Annotated in this window: 20 protein-coding genes; 7 read left to right on the forward strand and 13 right to left on the reverse strand. The window is 69.6% G+C overall.

From position 1 onward, the window contains the following. Nucleotides 1-45 precede the first annotated feature (45 nt). Complete coding sequence (locus OG386_RS17705) at nucleotides 46-1,650, reverse strand: MDR family MFS transporter (protein WP_328788964.1); 1,605 nt, start codon at nucleotides 1,648-1,650, stop codon at nucleotides 46-48. A 131-nt stretch (nucleotides 1,651-1,781) separates the two neighbouring features. On the opposite strand from OG386_RS17705, the gene OG386_RS17710 reads away from it, so the two are divergent. The 4 genes from OG386_RS17710 (at nucleotide 1,782) to OG386_RS17725 (ending at nucleotide 5,703) form a co-directional block, all read left to right on the forward strand. Beyond that, entirely contained in the window at nucleotides 1,782-2,360 is a 579-nt protein-coding gene (locus OG386_RS17710) for a TetR/AcrR family transcriptional regulator (protein ID WP_327383526.1), read from the forward strand. 106 nt (nucleotides 2,361-2,466) lie between these two features. Beyond that, a complete protein-coding gene (locus tag OG386_RS17715; protein ID WP_328788965.1) occupies nucleotides 2,467-2,910 on the forward strand; it encodes a hypothetical protein in 444 nt (147 codons plus the stop codon). Nucleotides 2,911-3,022: 112 nt separating this feature from the next. Continuing rightward, entirely contained in the window at nucleotides 3,023-4,768 is a 1,746-nt protein-coding gene (locus OG386_RS17720; RefSeq protein ID WP_328788966.1) for an alpha/beta hydrolase, read from the forward strand. A gap of 89 nt (nucleotides 4,769-4,857) precedes the next feature. Beyond that, on the forward strand, nucleotides 4,858-5,703 hold the full coding sequence (locus OG386_RS17725) for a hypothetical protein (RefSeq protein ID WP_328788967.1): 846 nt from the start codon (nucleotides 4,858-4,860) through the stop codon (nucleotides 5,701-5,703). Between the two features lie 158 nt (nucleotides 5,704-5,861). Here OG386_RS17725 and OG386_RS17730 read toward each other — a convergent pair whose 3' ends face one another. After that, complete coding sequence (locus tag OG386_RS17730; RefSeq protein WP_328788968.1) at nucleotides 5,862-6,272, reverse strand: nuclear transport factor 2 family protein; 411 nt, start codon at nucleotides 6,270-6,272, stop codon at nucleotides 5,862-5,864. 105 nt (nucleotides 6,273-6,377) lie between these two features. Here OG386_RS17730 and OG386_RS17735 point away from each other — a divergent pair, with 105 nt between their 5' ends. The 3 genes from OG386_RS17735 (at nucleotide 6,378) to OG386_RS17745 (ending at nucleotide 7,975) form a co-directional block, all read left to right on the forward strand. Next, nucleotides 6,378-6,905, forward strand: coding sequence for a TetR/AcrR family transcriptional regulator (locus OG386_RS17735; protein WP_328788969.1), 528 nt, complete (start codon nucleotides 6,378-6,380; stop codon nucleotides 6,903-6,905). Nucleotides 6,906-6,999: 94 nt separating this feature from the next. After that, complete coding sequence (locus tag OG386_RS17740) at nucleotides 7,000-7,473, forward strand: carboxymuconolactone decarboxylase family protein (protein WP_328788970.1); 474 nt, start codon at nucleotides 7,000-7,002, stop codon at nucleotides 7,471-7,473. 160 nt (nucleotides 7,474-7,633) lie between these two features. Then, nucleotides 7,634-7,975 (forward strand): SCO4225 family membrane protein, encoded by a 342-nt coding sequence (locus OG386_RS17745; RefSeq protein WP_328788971.1) that lies wholly within the window; start codon nucleotides 7,634-7,636, stop codon nucleotides 7,973-7,975. On the opposite strand, the gene OG386_RS17750 is transcribed toward OG386_RS17745, so the two are convergent. The 11 genes from OG386_RS17750 to OG386_RS17800 all read right to left on the reverse strand — a co-directional run bounded on the left by OG386_RS17750 (nucleotide 7,972) and on the right by OG386_RS17800 (nucleotide 16,179). Then, the gene (locus OG386_RS17750) at nucleotides 7,972-8,607 is read right to left on the reverse strand and encodes an OmpA family protein (protein ID WP_328788972.1); all 636 of its coding nucleotides are present in this window, start codon (nucleotides 8,605-8,607) and stop codon (nucleotides 7,972-7,974) included. The two genes, OG386_RS17745 and OG386_RS17750, sit on opposite strands and share 4 nt — an antisense overlap. Before the next feature lie 4 nt (nucleotides 8,608-8,611). Then, on the reverse strand, nucleotides 8,612-9,205 hold the full coding sequence (locus OG386_RS17755; RefSeq protein WP_328788973.1) for a hypothetical protein: 594 nt from the start codon (nucleotides 9,203-9,205) through the stop codon (nucleotides 8,612-8,614). A gap of 31 nt (nucleotides 9,206-9,236) precedes the next feature. Continuing rightward, nucleotides 9,237-9,899, reverse strand: a complete 663-nt coding sequence (locus OG386_RS17760; RefSeq protein ID WP_328788974.1) for a pilus assembly protein TadG-related protein — start codon at nucleotides 9,897-9,899, stop codon at nucleotides 9,237-9,239. Next, complete coding sequence (locus OG386_RS17765) at nucleotides 9,899-10,144, reverse strand: hypothetical protein (RefSeq protein WP_328788975.1); 246 nt, start codon at nucleotides 10,142-10,144, stop codon at nucleotides 9,899-9,901. The genes OG386_RS17760 and OG386_RS17765 overlap by 1 nt, the downstream gene beginning before the upstream one ends. A 110-nt stretch (nucleotides 10,145-10,254) precedes the next feature. Beyond that, nucleotides 10,255-10,941, reverse strand: coding sequence for a response regulator transcription factor (locus OG386_RS17770; RefSeq protein ID WP_328788976.1), 687 nt, complete (start codon nucleotides 10,939-10,941; stop codon nucleotides 10,255-10,257). Between the two features lie 3 nt (nucleotides 10,942-10,944). Then, on the reverse strand, nucleotides 10,945-11,835 hold the full coding sequence (locus OG386_RS17775) for a DUF5936 domain-containing protein (RefSeq protein ID WP_327388496.1): 891 nt from the start codon (nucleotides 11,833-11,835) through the stop codon (nucleotides 10,945-10,947). A 19-nt stretch (nucleotides 11,836-11,854) separates the two neighbouring features. Beyond that, nucleotides 11,855-12,793 (reverse strand): type II secretion system F family protein, encoded by a 939-nt coding sequence (locus OG386_RS17780; protein WP_328788977.1) that lies wholly within the window; start codon nucleotides 12,791-12,793, stop codon nucleotides 11,855-11,857. After that, complete coding sequence (locus OG386_RS17785; protein WP_328788978.1) at nucleotides 12,790-14,133, reverse strand: CpaF family protein; 1,344 nt, start codon at nucleotides 14,131-14,133, stop codon at nucleotides 12,790-12,792. Before OG386_RS17785 ends, OG386_RS17780 begins: the two co-directional genes overlap by 4 nt. After that, on the reverse strand, nucleotides 14,130-14,510 hold the full coding sequence (locus tag OG386_RS17790) for a TadE/TadG family type IV pilus assembly protein (RefSeq protein WP_328788979.1): 381 nt from the start codon (nucleotides 14,508-14,510) through the stop codon (nucleotides 14,130-14,132). Before OG386_RS17790 ends, OG386_RS17785 begins: the two co-directional genes overlap by 4 nt. Nucleotide 14,511: 1 nt before the next feature. Further along, nucleotides 14,512-14,883, reverse strand: a complete 372-nt coding sequence (locus OG386_RS17795) for a TadE/TadG family type IV pilus assembly protein (protein ID WP_328788980.1) — start codon at nucleotides 14,881-14,883, stop codon at nucleotides 14,512-14,514. Between the two features lie 3 nt (nucleotides 14,884-14,886). Further along, entirely contained in the window at nucleotides 14,887-16,179 is a 1,293-nt protein-coding gene (locus OG386_RS17800; RefSeq protein WP_328788981.1) for an AAA family ATPase, read from the reverse strand. Nucleotides 16,180-16,184: the final 5 nt, after the last annotated feature.

Here is a 16,184-nt window from a genome sequence, read left to right on the forward strand (position 1 = left end):
CGGCCGTCCCGGTGGTGCCGCCTCCCTGGCGGCGCGTACTCGGTGTCAGTGCGCGAGCGACTCCTGGGTGGCCGGGGCCGCCTTCTCCGCCTTCTCCGCCTTCTCGTCGTCCGCGGCGCCGGCCGGAGCGGCCGGGCCCGCACCGCGGAGGGGGACCTCCTTGACGAACCAGGCCGCCACGAAGCCCAGTACGGCGATGGCCGCGCCGAGCAGGAACGCGGAGTGCGTGCCGGCGGCCACCGCGTGCTGGTAGGCGTCGCGCACCGCTTCGGGCAGCTTGGCCAGGCTCGCGGCGTCCAGCTGGGCGGAGCCCGAGGCTTGGGCGGCCTCCGGGCCCAGGCGCTCGGCCATGGTGTCCGTGACCCGGGTGGTGAAGAGGGAGCCCATCAGGGCCACGCCGAAGGAGCCGCCGAGCGTACGAAAGAGGGTCGCCGAGGAGGAGGCGACGCCCATGTCCTTCATCTCGACGCTGTTCTGCGCGATCAGCATGGTGATCTGCATCAGGAAGCCGAGACCGGCGCCGAGGACGGCCATGTAGAGGCCCGAGACGAGGCGGGTGGTGCCGGTGTCCATGGTCGCGAGCAGGAACATCCCGACGACCATGAGCGCGCCGCCGACGATCGGGAAGATCTTGTACTTGCCGCTGCTGGTGGTGACCCGGCCCGCGATCAGCGAGACGGCCATCATCGAGAGCAGCATGGGCAGGAGCAGCAGGCCCGAGTTGGTGGCGGAGGCGCCCTGCACCGACTGCTGGAACAGCGGGAGGTAGAGCACGCCGCCGAACATCGCGAAGCCGACGAGGAAGCCGATCACCGAGATGAGGGTGAAGTTGCGGCTGCGGAAGATGTGCAGCGGCATGACGGGTTCGGCGGCCTTGGTCTCCGCGTAGAGGAACGCGGCGGTCGACAGGACGCCGACGACGATGAGGGCGAGGATCTCGACGGAGCCCCACGCGTACTCGGTGCCGCCCCACGTCGTCACCAGGACCGTGGAGGTGATCGCGACGGTCAGCAGCGCGGCGCCGAGGTAGTCGATCTTGCCCTGCGACCGCTTCTTGGGCAGGTGCAGCACGGCGGTGACCATGGCCAGCGCGACCGCGCCGAGCGGCAGGTTGATGTAGAAGGACCAGCGCCAGCCCATGTGGTCGGTGATGGTGCCGCCGACCAGCGGGCCGCCGATCATGGCGAGGGCCATCACGCCGGCCATCATGCCCTGGTACTTGCCGCGCTCACGGGGCGGGATCAGGTCGCCGATGATCGCCATGACGCCGACCATCAGGCCGCCGGCGCCGAGGCCCTGGATCGCGCGGAAGCCGATCAGCTGGCCCATGTCCTGGGCCATGCCGCTGAGCGCGGAGCCGATGAGGAAGATGACGATCGAGGTGAGGAAGGAGCCCTTCCGCCCGTACATGTCGCCGATCTTTCCCCAGATGGGGGTGGAGGCCGCGGTGGCCAACGTGTAGGCGGTGACCACCCACGACAGGTGCTCCAGACCGCCGAGTTCGCCGACGATCGTGGGCATCGCGGTACCGATGATCATGTTGTCGAGCATGGCCAGCAGCATCGCGATCATGAGCGCCATGAGGACGACCCGCACGCTGCGCGGCTTCACCTCCCCCGAGGTCCCCGCGGGCTTGACTTTGTCCACCATGTCCACTCCCCTGGCCCTACTGCTCGCACTACGTCCCGCACCGGCACTTACTTGCCGCCCGGCTAGTTCATTACAATGGGGACGGTAGACCCGCAACTAGCCGGGCGTCAAGTAAGTAATTGGGGAGAGCCATGTCCAGCAGCAGTCCGCAGCGGCGCCGTGGCGACACGCGTCAGCGCATCCAGGACGTCGCACTGGAGCTCTTCGCAGAGCAGGGGTACGAGAAGACGTCGCTGCGCGAGATCGCGGAGCGGCTGGAGGTCACGAAGGCGGCGCTGTACTACCACTTCAAGACCAAGGAAGACATCATCATCAGCATCTTCGAGGACCTGACCCGGCCCATCGACGAGCTGATCACGTGGGCGGAGGGCCAGCCGCGCACCCTGGAGACCAAGCGCGAAGTGCTGCGCCGCTACAGCGAGGCGATGGCGGGTGGCGCCGTGCTGTACCGCTTCATGCAGGAGAACCAGGCGACGATGCGCGAGCTCACCATCGGCGAGACGGTGAAGAAGCGGCTCTTCACCCTGGTGGAACTGCTCCGCACGCAGGACGGCCCGCTGACGGACCAGGTCCGCTGCGTCAGCGCGCTGTTCACGCTGCACGCCGGGATGATGTTCCTCCAGCACGTCGAGGGCAACCCGGAGGAGACCCGCCTGGCGGCCCTGGAGGTCGCCACGGACCTCATCACCCAGGCCCACCACGAGGCGTAGGACTCCGCGGACCGACCCCGCGGAGATAGGTACGCCTACTCATGTCCTGCCGCCGGATCCCCCGTACGTTCGGGGGATCCGGCGGCGTGTGATGTGGGAGGGAAACATGGGGCTCAGCCCCGAGTGGGAGAAGCTGTTCGCGGCTCCTCCCCGGATGAACTTGGCGTCGGCGAACGTACCCGCGGGCGGCGGTGGGGGCAGCACGGACCTCGATGTGAGCCAGGCTCCGTGGACCAGCGCCTCCGGCGTCTCCGCCGAACTCACCGTCACCACCCGTACGGCCCTGACCCGGCTGGACAGCGCGCACGAGGGCGTCGTCCCCACCCTCGAAGGCTTCATGCTGCCCGCGGTCCTCGGAGAGGTGCGCACGTCCTGGAAGGGTCGCCTCGAAGACGTCCGGTCCGAGTGCACGCGGCTGGAGGGCTCGTTGAAGACCGCGGGCAAGGAGTTCGGCGAGGTCGACCACCGGGTGAAGGGCGGGTTCGACGCCCTCCACCCCGACGGTGCGGCCGGCGAGCACCGCGCGGACAAGGCCGGTAGCGCCCGATGATGACCTGGCAGCACCTGAAGGACCTCAAGCGGACCGAGTACGAGGAGGCGGCGGACGGCTGGGGTGAAGTCAGCAGCCGTGCCTACGCGGCCAAGGACGCGTCGAGAACGAGATGCTCGCGAAGCTGCGCGACACCCAGACGGCGCAGACCGCCGATGCGGCCCTCGGTGACCTGAGCCGGCTGGCCCGCAACTTCCAATACATCCACGCCGAGTGCGGGCTCGTTCGTACGGCCCTGAACGGCTTCGCCGCCGAAGTGGCCACTCCGCAGAGCCTTCTCAACGCGGCGCTGGAGGAGGCCGAGGGCTACGGCTTCACCGTCCACCAGGACGGCTCGATCTCCTATCCGGCCGGCACCCCGTCCAGCCCGTACCTCAAGCCCGCCGAGGGGGGCACGGCCGGCCCGACCCCCGCCGGCCCGCTGCTCCCGGGGGCGAGCAACCCGCTGTCCCCCGCGCCAAGCGGGGGTCTGGTCATCAACCCGAACAAGGCCAGGGCCGAGGGCATAGCGCAGCGCATAGCCTCCGCGTGCCACACGGCGGCGGAGATCGACTCCCGCTACCGCACCGCCCTCTCTGAGCTCAAGGTGGAACGTGGCCTGCGCGTTGACGACAAGGTCTGGGCCGATGCGGCGAAGGACCTCCAGCGCACGCGTGACGCCGCCAGCAAGTACCTGAAGGACTCGGACATCCCGCACGGCAAGCCCCCCGCGGAGAACTCCGCCTGGTGGAACGGCCTCAACCAGGAGCAGCGGGACGAGTACGTCTCCCTCTACCCCGCGAGCGTCGGCGCTCTGGACGGCATTCCGTCCGAGGTCCGCGACACGGCGAACCGTGTCGTCCTCGCCGAGAACCACGGCACGCGCCAGGTGGAACTGGACGCCTGGCGCGGCAAGGAGCCGCCCCGGTACGAGAAGTACATCAGCCCGATCACCGGCCGTGAGGTCAAGGGCGCGCAGATCGAGTCGAAGGCGTGGAAGGAGTGGGACGCGAAGCGCAAGGAGATGCAGGACCGGCTGGACGGGATGCAGCACGTACAGGACCGGCTCACCGAGTCCGAGGCCGGCAACCGGCCCGAGGGCTACCTCCTGGGCTTCGCCGACACCAAGAACGGCCAGGCCATCGTGTCGATCGGCAACCCGGACACGGCGGACAACGTGGTGACCTACGTGCCGGGGACGTACTCGACCCTGGCGGGCGTCGACGGTGACCTCGCGCGAGCCGAGGACCTCCAGAAGAAGGCGGAGGAAGCGGACCCCGCACGGAAGACGGCTTCGATCCTCTGGCTCGGCTACGAGGCGCCCCAGAGCATCGTGCCGGAGGCCGCCAGCGACAGCTGGGCCGACGCCGCGAAGGATCCGCTGAATCGGTTCCTCACCGGGGTCGACACCGCCCACACCGACGGCCCGGTGAACTCCACCGTCCTCGGCCACAGCTACGGGACATTGGTCGCGGGCAAGGCCCTGGCCGAGAACCCCGAGCTGCCCGTGGACAACGTCATCTTCGTCGGGAGCCCGGGTGTGGGCGTGGAGCACGCGAAGGACTTGGGGGTCCCGCCGGACAAGGTGTGGGCGGCCACGGCCGACCACGACCTCATCAACTGGGCCCCCTCCCCCAAAGCGGTCGCCGGCGGGTGGTTCGGGCCCCTCTACCCGCCCGGACTCATCGAGCTCCTCGATGATCACTCGATCCTGTACGGAACGGACCCGTCCACGGATGAATTCGGCGGCCGGACCTTCGGTGTGGCCCCTGGCAAATCGGTCGGAGAGGGTGGGGAGCTCATGCCCGCACACTCGCAGTACTGGCAAGGCGAGTCTCTCGGGAACATGGCGAACATCGTGACAGGGAAGGCGAAATGAATCGCCGCAGAAGGACCGCAACAGCACTGACCGGGCTCGCATTCGCCCTTGCGGCATGTGCAGGACCAGGAGAGCAGAAGAAAGTGATCATGGATGATCAACAGGTCATCGCACGCGCCGAGGAGATCGTCCAGCAGACGCTGGGCGCCCTGTCGCCGAAACCCACCCCGAAACGGGACGGTCGGTACGGGCCCGGTGCATGTCTGGCCGACTACGGCAAGAGCGATCGCCAGCAAGTCCACGTCAGCTACCGGCTCGAAGGCGTTCCCGGCTCCGCCGGGCGACAACTGGTCCGCCAGGCCCGCGATGCGTGGGTCGGGCTGGGCTACACGTTCCAGAGCGCCACGTCGGACGGCAACTGGGCGGATCCGGGCACGGGCGTCCACATGAGCACGGTTCCCGACGACTACCGGATGACCATCCAGAACAGCGTCACGGACCCGGCGACCGGCGACGGCACCGCCATCCTCACCATCACCTCCCCGTGCTACGTCCCGAAGTCAGGGGCGTCGACCTCCCCCACCGAGCAGTCACAGTCACAGTCGCAGTCTCAGTCGCAGCCGCAGTCCGCTGACGAGGCCTCGAAGCAGGCGGTGCTCGCGCACTCGAGCCGTATCTACGACGCCCTGCGCGTCCGGCACGACGCGGCGGGCGGCGAGGTCCTGCGTACGGTGGAGGACGAGGGCGCGACCTACGTCCACCACACCTGGGCGACCGAGCCCCTGGCCGACGACCGGGCGGCCCGGGCGATGGCACGAGTCCAGGAGCACTTCGAGGGTTCCGGCTGGCGGGTCCGCAGCATCGCGGGCCGCCTCGTCGCCCTCAACCCCGCCGACGAAGTGGCGGCCCAGCTGGCCCGGGCGGACCACGGCGGCCTGAACGTCGGCGTCACCGGCCCGGCCACCCCGGTCCTGCACGGCCCCGCCTCGGCATGAACCTGCGCAGAGGGCTGGCACGGGGAGCGCTGCTCGTCCTGACGTGCCCGACGCCCGCGCGCCCGGCCCGGGCACAGCCGGCGCAGGGGTTGACGACGAACGAGCAGCAGGCCGTCTCGCGCGCCTAGGAGATGGTCGAGCCGGCCGGATGGGCGGGATCAGACGATGCGGCGGTCCTCGGCGGCGATCGGGACGTCGTTGATGCTCGCCTCGCGGCGGCGCATCAGACCGTCGTCCGCGAACTCCCACTGCTCGTTGCCGTGGCTGCGCCACCACTGGCCGGCCCCGTCGTGCCATTCGTACTCGAAGCGGACGGAGATGCGGTTGCCCGTGAAGGCCCACAGCTCCTTGCGGAGCCGGTAGTCGAGCTCGCGCTCCCACTTCTCGGCGAGGAACGCGCGGATCTCGGCGCGACCGGTGAGGAAGCGGTCGCGGTTGCGCCAGAGCGAGTCCTCCGTGTACGCGAGGGCGACGCGTTCGGGATCGCGGCTGTTCCAGGCGTCCTCGGCGGCCTGGACCTTGGCGCGCGCGGACTCCTCGGTGAAGGGCGGCAGGGGCGGACGTGTCACGGCGGTACCTCCGGAAGGGAAGGGCGAGAACGATCGTTCTCCTCGCCGCCCACCGTACGAGAACGGCCGTTCTCGCCGCAAGGGGAAACGGGCTACCCTGCCCTCATGGACGATGAAGAGGCGCGGACCCGACTGCTGGACGCGGCGGAGGAGCTGTTCTACCGGCACGGCATCCAGGCCGTCGGCATGGACCGCATCCGCACCGCATCCGGGGTGCCCCTCAAGCGCCTCTACCGCCTCTTCCCCGCGAAGGAATCCCTGGTCTCCGCCTACCTGGAACGTCGCGACCGGCGCTGGCTGGACTCCCTGCGCACCGCAGCCCTCGCCCCGGCCGAGCCGCGGGCGCGGGTGCTCGCGGTCTTCGACTGGCTGGCGAACTGGTTCACCGAGCCCGACTTCCGGGGCTGCGCGTTCCTCAATGCGTACGGGGAGCTGGGAGCGGCGGCCCCGGAGATCGTCCGCATCCACAAGGCCGAACTCCACGCCTTGCTGGTCGACCTGACCGCCGACCCCGCCCTCGCCGACCGGCTCCTGATCCTGACCGAGGGAGCGACGACGGTGGCCGCCCTCGCCCCCGGCCCGGAGCCGGCCCACCGGGCCCGGGACATCGCGGAGCTCCTCCTGAGGGAGTGACGCAGGTCACGCCACACGGTCCCGTAGGGCTGTCACATCCGGGCCGCGTTTTCCGTCAGAGCTGTGTAACGACCGACACGGCAAGGAGATCACGATGGAAGCGCGTCTCAACTTCTACGGCAACGCGGTCGCGACCAAGTTCGCCCGGTACATCAACTCCGCGGGCAAGGTCATCTCCGACTCCACCCTGCCGCACGCCACGCAGGAGCTCGTGAAGCTCCGGGCCAGCCAGATCAACGGCTGCGGGTTCTGCACCGACATGCACTTCAAGGACGCCTCGCACGCCGGGGAGGACCCGGTGCGGCTGAACCTGGTCGCGGCCTGGCGCGAGGCGAAGGTGTTCACCGACGCCGAGCGGGCCGCCCTGGAACTGACCGAACAGGGCACCCGCATCGCCGACGCGGCCGGCGGCGTCACGGACGAGGCGTGGGCCGAGGCCGCCAAGTACTACGACGAGGACCAGCTGGCCGCCCTGGTCACCCTCATCGCACTGATCAACGCGTACAACCGGATGAACGTGATCGTCCAGCAGCCGGCGGGCGACTACCAGCCGGGCCAGTTCGGCTGATCCCGCACACGGGTCCCGCACACGGGTCCGGCCCTCACAGGGGAGGGGCCGGACCACGGGCGCCGCTCCGTGCCCGTCCTGGGTACGGGTACGGGTACTCACGACAGGACCCCGGGCCTTCCCGACCATGGAGGGAGTCCACGCACTCCTGGGGGAACCGATGACCGCTCGCACGCTCGTCCGCCTGACCTTCGCGAACCCCGCTTCGGCGATCTACCTGGGCCTCGTCGGCGCCGCCGTGGCCGTCGCGACGGGCGTCACGCTGTTCTCCCCGGACCCCGGCTTCGTCTGGGTGCTGCCCGCGCTGTTCGCGTTCCCGCTGTTCCTGTTCGTGACGCTGGCCCATGGCGCGGCCCTCGGGGACGGCCAGCCCGCAACGTGGCTCTTCCTCGCCGAGCTGGTCCTCTGCGTACTGGCCCAGTCGCTCGTCCTCGGCACGATCGTGGAGGCCTCCCGCGGCCGCCTCCACCGGCGCCGGCGGACCGGCGGACCTGCTGACTAGCCGGCGCTGCGGGGGAAGGTGATCTCGACGCGGCGGTTCTTCTTGCGGCCTTCCTCGGTGCCGTTGTCGGCGATCGGGTAGTCCTCGCTGTAGCCGCGGACGTCGAAGACGACGTTCGGATCGGTGACGGTCTTGGCCAGCTCGGCCTGCACGGCGTCGGCCCGCTTCTTGGAGAGCTCCTTGCCGTGCTCGTAGCTGCCCTGGTCGTCGGTGAACCCGAAGACGCGGATGCGGGTGGCCTTCTGCGTGTTGATCTCCTGCGCGATGGCCTGGATCCGGGCGGCGGCCTGCGCGTTGAACACGGCGCTGTCCTCGGGGAACAACACCTCGGACTGCAGCGCCATCATGACGGTCTGATTGGTCTCCTGCCGCCGCTGCTCACCCCCGAGGTCTTCGACGACCTCGGCGATGTCGAGGACCTTGACGGGCGCGAGGGTCCCGCCCTGCGGGATCTTGAGCCCGGGCGCTTTGGAATCGATCTGCACGGGCGCGGCGGCGGAGGGCTCAGTGCCGGGGGGTACGGATGGCTTGACGTCGTCGGCGTGGGCGGCAGTGGCGCCGATGAGATGCCCCCCGGCGATAACAAGTGCAGAGACTATGACGGTTGCAGCTACTTGATGACGTGTGGTCATGGGGTCACCCAGAGATTTTGACAGCGGCCGTGGCGAAGGTTGGGAGGCTGAATTCCACCTCAGTGGTAGAAGCCGGCGGTGCCGGGAACTGAGCAAAGAAGGGGATCACCTGACCGGGATCGACGCTGGATACTCCCGTCGTGCACAAGCACCTGGACTCCGTGTCTCGAAGCACGTAGTAGCGCTTCTTCCCGGCCTTGTCGACCAGTGTCGCGCCTGCGACGGATTCACCGGTCCCCTTGAGCTCGATCCCACGCCAGGCGACGGTGTCCTTGTACGACTGGCTACCTGTGTTCTTGATCTGCCCGGTTACGGTAAGGAAGCCACCGGTCTCTCGGTGCGCGGAGTTGATCAGCAAGGTCATGCCGGCCTGTCCGTTCAGCGTCGCGATGACCTCGGTCGGCTCCGACCCCTGGCTGGCGCTGGGTGTCGAGTTCTGAGAAGCCGCTGCCTGAGGTTGCGGCGTTGCGGACTTCTGCGGGTCTTTCGGCTTGCTGCTGTCGCCATCGCCGCCACACCCGGCCAACGTGAGGGCCGTGACCGCTGCAGTTGCAACAGCCAGTCCCCCACGGACCTTCGCCATGCGCCGAATGCTCATCTATGAACGCTTCCTTGTCTCTGGTTCCCCGTCAGCCGACGAGTCGCACGCTGAACAGCTTCTTGGTCAGAGCCTTGAGTGAGCCCGGATTCAGCGGATCAAGTTCGATCAGTCCCCCGCCGCAGGTGAAGGTCACCCTTAACGGAGTCGGAGTCGGAGTCGGTGACGGCGATCCGCCGCCAGCCGGAGTGGTGGGGGATGAGCTAGGGATCGGACTAGGGGCCGAGCCCAAGTGACACTTCGACTCGATCAATGCGGTGGCCGTTGCGGTTCCATGCATGCTGCCGGTCTCAGGGATCACCGACTCTCCGAGTGTCCCGTTCGTCTCCACCGTGACGGTGACCCTGGGGAGGCGGGAGGAGTCACACTCCGTCGCCTTTGCGTCGTTCTTCGCCGCGAAGGCTTCCGCCGCCGCGCATGCCTCACCGGCCGTGAATAGGTCTCCCTCCACGACCCTCTTCCAGTCCGCAGGCTTCAACGCGGCGAGGTCGAGACCGAGCAGCAGCTCTTCCCTGGCCTCACGTCCGGCAGCCAAGGCGGCAGCATCCGCGGCCCCCTGGGCATCACTTCGCCGGACCGATGCCTGACCGATGACGAAGAAGGCGAGCGCGGCAAAGAGCAAACCCGCCACGACGACTACGTAGATGGGAAACGCCTGCCCCTGGTCACGCCTAGGCTTCCCCCGCGTATCCACTAGCCGGCTTTGATGTTCCCCACCGCTTCCTTGATTCGCTTCGTGATCTCCGATCCCACACCAGAACCGACGATTGCTCCAACGATCACGATGACCACCAGGATGATGCCCAGGTATTCGAAGGCCGTCTGGCCGCGGTCGTGGTGCGTGTGGCGCTTGCGGAGCCTTGTCACGGCCGTGTCCGTCCAGCCGTTCACCCTGATCCGTGCCTCCACGGCGGCCTTCAGCAGCGTGTTCTGTGACATGGGGGTTCCCTCCCGGGCCGGTACCGGTGCCGATCTGCGGACGGTACGGCGAGTCACCAGTCGTCACCAAGGGTCCCGGGACCCAATTACGGACCCACTGCGCACTCTGTCTACCCATGACCGGTCACTCCTGGACGGGCGGTTCCCAGCCAGCGGGCGATCGCCTCGCTGCGCGTGGCGCTCTGGAGCTTCGCGAAGATGCGGTTGATGTGGTTCTTGACGGTCTTCTCGCTGATGAAGCAGGCCGCAGCGATCCGCTGGTTGCTCATCCCGGACGCGATCAGATCCATGATCTCCACCTCCCGGGAACTCAGCCCGAAGACAACAGAGTTGTGCATCCGCTCAGAAGAGGGTGCCACAGTTCGTTGCGGATGCGAAGAGGCTCGGAGCTCCGCAAGGAGGGCGCTCGCCGCCGTCGGGGTGAAGTGGGGGCGGCCCTGCGGGGCGTCGCGCACCGCCCTCAGCAGGTCGTCCGTCGTGAACTCGCCGTGGACGAGGTAACCGCCGGCTCCCAACGACAGTGCCTCGCAGATGATTTCGGCTTCCCTGCTGTACGTCAGCATCAGTACGGGAGCCAGCTGCACCAGGTGCGGCAGCGCGGAGATCCCGTCCACCCCCGGCATCCGGACGTCCAGCAGGATCACGTCCGGGGCGTGCCGGCGGGTCAGGCTCAGGGCTTCGCGCCCGTCCGCCGCCTGGGCGATGACGTCGAGGTCCTCGGCCGTGCACAGGATGGCCGCCAGGCCCGCCCTGATGACCGGGTTGCCGTCCGCGATGAGCACGCTCAGCCGGGCCATGGCTCAGCCACCCCCGAACAGCGCGTCGAAGTCGACGTTCGCGCCGTAGACGAAGCCGCAGACCAGGAGGATCAGCGTGCCGGGGAGCATGAACATGGTCACCGCGAACGTCGCCTTCGGGACGGCCCGGGCCGCCCGGCGCCGGGCGTTCTGGGCGTCCGTGCGGCGCATGTCCTCGGCGATCGCGATGAGGGTCTCGACGATCGGCGAGCCGAGCTCCTCGCCCTGCTGCAGGGCCGTGACGAACTGCGCGACCTGTTCGCTGTCATTGCGGCGGCGCAGTTCGTCGAAGGCCTGACGGCGGCTGACGCCCATGTTCATCTGCTGCAGGGTGATGCGGATTTCGTCGGCCCAGGGACCCTCGTACTTGTCCGCCACCCGCTCCAGCGCCTGCCGGAAGCCCAGCCCGGCGCTGACGACGACCGCGAGTACGTCCAGGAAGTCCGGCAGGGTCCGCTCGATGTGGTCGCGGCGGATCCGGATCGCCGACCACAGACCGGCCTCGATCCAGAACAGGCCGAAGGCCACCATGAGGAGTGCGGCGACCAGCTGACCGTTGATCAGCATCGAGAAGGCGCCGAGGGCGCCCAGGGCGCCGTACACCGCGCGCCGTGCCGCGTAGCGGTCGATCGTCAGGCCCGCCGGATTGCCCGCCATGTCGATCTGGCGGCGCTTGCGGGCCACCCGTGCCGGCCCCATCAGGCGCAGCACCGCCGGGGCCCAGCGGATGCCCATCCGGTCCACCAGGGAGCCGACGGCCGTCGTACGGGTCGCCCCGACCTCCAGGGCGAGCGCGAGGTCCGTGGGCAGCTTCACGTCCGCGCGGTACAGGCGGATGCCGTGGAATGCGCCGAGGACCGACAGGGCCACGGCCAGTGCGAGAAGGAGTCCGATCATCGTTCCGTCCGCCCCCTCACACGTCGATCTTCGACAGGCGGCGGATGAGGACGAAGCCCAGGGCGAAGAGGCCGAGGGCGATGAGCACGGCCGTCTGGCCGAGGAAGGCGCCCGTCATCCGGTCGAGCGCGCCGGGCATCACCAGGTCGACCAGCAGCAGGGATCCGAGGCCGATGGCGGGGACCAGGTACGCCGTCACCGTGACCTGGGACAGCTGGGTGCGGATCTCGCGCCGCGTTTCCTTGCGCTGCTCCAGCGTCACGGTGAGGTTGCGCAGGCTGTCCACGATCGCGCCGCCCGCGCGGGCCGACAGGACGAGGGTGGAGACGAGGACGACCAGTTCCCGGGACGGCAGGCGCTCGGTGAGTTCGCCGAGGGACTCGTCGATCGAGTGGCCGACGGCGAGGCGGTCGGCGACGCGCGCCAGTTCCTCGCCCGCCGGTGCCTCCAGTTCCTCGGCCGCGATGCCGATGGCCGTGCGCAGCGCCAGCCCGGCCTGGGTGGCGTTGGCGAGGATGCGGGCCAGGTCCGGGAGCTGGTTGATGAACCGTTCCGTACGCCGTGCCCGCTGCCAGTTGAGGAAGGCGTTCGCCGCCCAGACGCCGATGGCACCGGCCACCGGGCCGAAGAACGGCGCGAGGAGGGAGGACGCGATGAGCCAGACCCCCGCGATCGAGCCCAGCATGTAGACGAAGAACTCGCCGGGAGTGAGGTCCAGGCCGGTGGTCGCCAGCTTCACCTCGATACGGCGGCCGAGCTTCGTCTTGCGCAGCCGCCGGTCGACCGTCGGAAAGCGGCGCCGGCGGCCGACCGGCTCCGGGACGCCGCTCGCCGAGAGGCGTTCTATGAGGGCGGCGCGCTGGGCGCGGCCGGCCATGTACGCCTGGAGGCCTGCGACGACCAGTACGCACGCCAGCAGCGTGGCGCCGAGGGTGGCGAGGATGAGTGGGTTCACAGGGCGGTCCGGGTGACGCGGGCGGTCAGGGGGTCCTCCGGCGCGACGCCGAAGGCCTGCGGGATGGGCTGGTTGTTCATGTAGAGGCGTTCCGCGATCCGGCGGGGCAGCGGGTAGTACTCGAAGTAGCCGTGGACGCGCCCGTCCGCCCCCATCGGCTGGGCCCCGAAGCGGCAGACCGTGGTGATCCGGAAGGGTTCGCGGCCGTGCGATTCGAGGACGGAGATCTCGGTGATGCGGCGCGAGCCGTCGCCGAAGCGGGTCAGTTGGACGATGACGTTGACGGCGCTGTTGATCTGGTCTTGGAGTGCCTCGAAGGGAACGTCGACTTCCGACATGGAGGCGAGGGTCTGCAGGCGCATCAGGGCGTCCGAGGAACTGTTGGCGTGGACGGTGGCCAGGGAGCCGTCGTGGCCGGTGGACATCGCCTGGAGCATGTCGAGGGTCTCGCCGCCGCGGACCTCGCCGACGATGATGCGGTCGGGGCGCATGCGCAGGGAGTTGCGCACGAGGTCGCGGATGGTGATCTGGCCCTTGCCCTCGACGTTCGCGGGACGGGATTCGAGGCGGATGACGTGGGCCTGCTGGAGCTGGAGTTCGGCCGAGTCCTCGATGGTGATGATGCGTTCGCCCTCCGGGATCAGGCCGGAGAGGGCGTTGAGGAGGGTGGTCTTGCCGGTACCGGTGGCGCCGGAGACGATCACGTTCATCTTCGCCCCGACGAGGCCGGAGAGCAGTACCAGCATCTGCTCGTCGAGCGAGCCGAGGGCGATCATCTCGTGCAGGGTGAAGGCGCGCGGGAAGCGGCGGATGGTGAGGGTGGCGCCGGTCAGGGAGAGCGGCGGGATGATGACGTTGACGCGCTCTCCGCTGGGGAGGCGGGCGTCGACCATCGGATTGGCCTCGTCCACCCGGCGGTTGACGGTGGAGACGATGCGCTCGATGGTCTGCATCAGCTGCTCGTGCGAGGCGAAGCGGATGGGGAGCTGCTCGACCCGGCCGGCGCGCTCCACGTAGATGTGGTCGGGGCCGTTGACCATGATCTCGGAGATCGAGGCGTCTTCGAGGAGGGGTTCGAGCACGCCGAGTCCGAGGGCCTCGTCGACGACGCGACGGATCAGCTGGGCGCGCTCGACCGTGGAGAGGACGGGCCCTTCGCGGCTGATGATGTGGCCGAGTACGCGCTCCAGGCGCGCCCGGCGCTCGGCGGGCGCGAGCGCGGACATCTCGGCGAGGTCGATCTCCTCCAGCAGCTTGGCGCGGTAGGAGGAGATCAGGCGTCCGTCCTCGCGCGGGCTGTGGCGGTCGTCGGGAGTGTTGACCCGGGAACGCAGGCTCATGGTCCGGTCACCTTCGGGTCGTCGTTGGGCATGATGGCCGTGGCCGACGCCTTGTGCGCGTCGAGCCCCGGCACGATGGAGTTGGCGGTGAGGGTGACGGTGACACTGACCGCGTCGGGAGACGTGGCCCACTCGAAACTGGCGGTCCCCGCCAGTCCGCCGCTGATCGCGGCCCGACCCGCCGCCTCTCCGCCCTTGCCGTTACGGGCTTCCACGCGCGCGGCGGTACGAGCTGCCGTGTCCGCCTGTTCCTCGGCGTACGCGACCCAGCCCAGCTGGATCCCGCAGAGGGCGACGAACAGCAGGATCGGTACGAAGCCGATGTACTCGATCGCCACTTGGCCCCGGTCGGAGCGCCACTTCCGGTTCCGGTTCATGTCACTCCCCTTCCATCGCCGCGCCGGCCGTGCCCGTGATCTCGCCGAAGTTGAGCCCTGGGTAGAGGACGGGGATCTTGAGCGTCACGGTCGCCTTGTAGATGTCGCCCGAGGGAACGCAGACCGCGCGCATGCCCCACGCGTCCCCGATGTGCTCCCCTGCGGCAGCCGTACAGGCATCGTGGGCTCCCTCCTTCGCCACCGCCCCCGCCCGCGCCGCCTCGTCCGCCGCGTTGCCCGCCAGCGAGAAGGCGTACCCGATCAGTACGCACTCCCACACCGCCGCCACGAGCAGCAGGATCAGCGGCACCGTGCCCACGAACTCGATCGCCACCTGGCCCCGGTCCCCGCGCCCCGGTCTGCGGGCGGGCATGCGTCAGCCCTCCCGACCGCGGCGCAGGCGGGCCACCGGGCCGCTCGCGCGGACCGCCAGGGAGGCGCCCGGGCCGGCCGCCGAGGAGGACGTGGACGACGCGGACGGGGCGGTGTCGGTGGTCGACAGGAGGCCGAGTTCGCCGGCCAGGGTCCACAGGGCCTGTTTGACCGTCGAGCGGTTGTCGAGGTCCTGGACGCGGCCCGCGTCGACCACGGCCTGGAGTTCCTTGAAGGCGGCCGGGACCGGGGTGCGGGTGGCGCGGGTCTTGGTGATCTTCTCGATCAGGGCGGGCTGGATCTCGGTGTGCTTGCTCCAGCGGTTCACGACCATCGCCGTGTCCTCCGCCTTGCGGACCTGGAGCCGTTCCCACATCCGGACCATGCGCTTCGCCGCCCGTACCGCGACCACGTCCGGGGTGGTGACCAGCACCGCCACGTCCGCCATCTCCACGGCCGCCGCGTTGGCTCCGGTGACCTGGGTGCCGCAGTCGACCACGACCAGTTCGTAGCGGCTGCGCAGGGCTCCGACGATGTGCCGGGCGGCCCGGTCGTCGACCTCCTCGCCCCGCTCCCCGTCCGCCGGCGCCAGGAGCAGCGCGAGGCCCGAGGCGTCGTCGTAGACGGCGTCCTGGAGGACCCTCGGGGAGATGTCCTGGATCCCGGCGAGGTCGGCGATGGAGCGCCGGAACTGCACGTCGAGGTACGAGCCCACGTCGCCGGCCTGGAGGTCCAGGTCGACCAGTGCGGTACGCCGTCCCGAGGCGGCCGCGGCCAGCGCGAACTGCACGGCGGTGAAGGTGGTGCCCACCCCGCCCTTGGCTCCCGTGACGGTGACCACCCGGCCGCCCGGGCCCGTGAACACGTCGGCGGCGGCGCCCCCGCCCAGGTGGCGGCGTACGCCCACGGACCACTGGGCGGCGGCCTGGACGCGGGCGGCGAGTTCCTCGTAGGAGAGCGGGAGGCCGATCAGGCCGCGCGCACCCGAGTCCATGGCGGCGGAGAAGAGCCCCGGGCCGGCGTCCGAGGAGACCAGGACGACGCCCACGGCCGGGAAGCGCAGGGCGACCTCCCGGATGAGCTCCAGGGCGGGCACCGGCCCGATCCGCTCGTGGACGAGGACGACCTCGGGGAGTTCGTCGATGGAGTCGGCGGCCAACCGGGCGAGGGTGTCCAGGAGCGTGGTCGCGTCGGGGACGGGGGCGGCCGGCTCGGCGGCCGGGAGCTGGCTGAGCAGGGTCACGATGGCGCGCGCGGCGTCCGGGTCGCCGACCGCGGGGAGGATTCGGGTGGTCATCCGGG

It is taken from the genome of Streptomyces sp. NBC_00273 (assembly GCF_036178145.1).
In the GTDB taxonomy this organism is placed as follows: Bacteria; Actinomycetota; Actinomycetes; order Streptomycetales; family Streptomycetaceae; genus Streptomyces.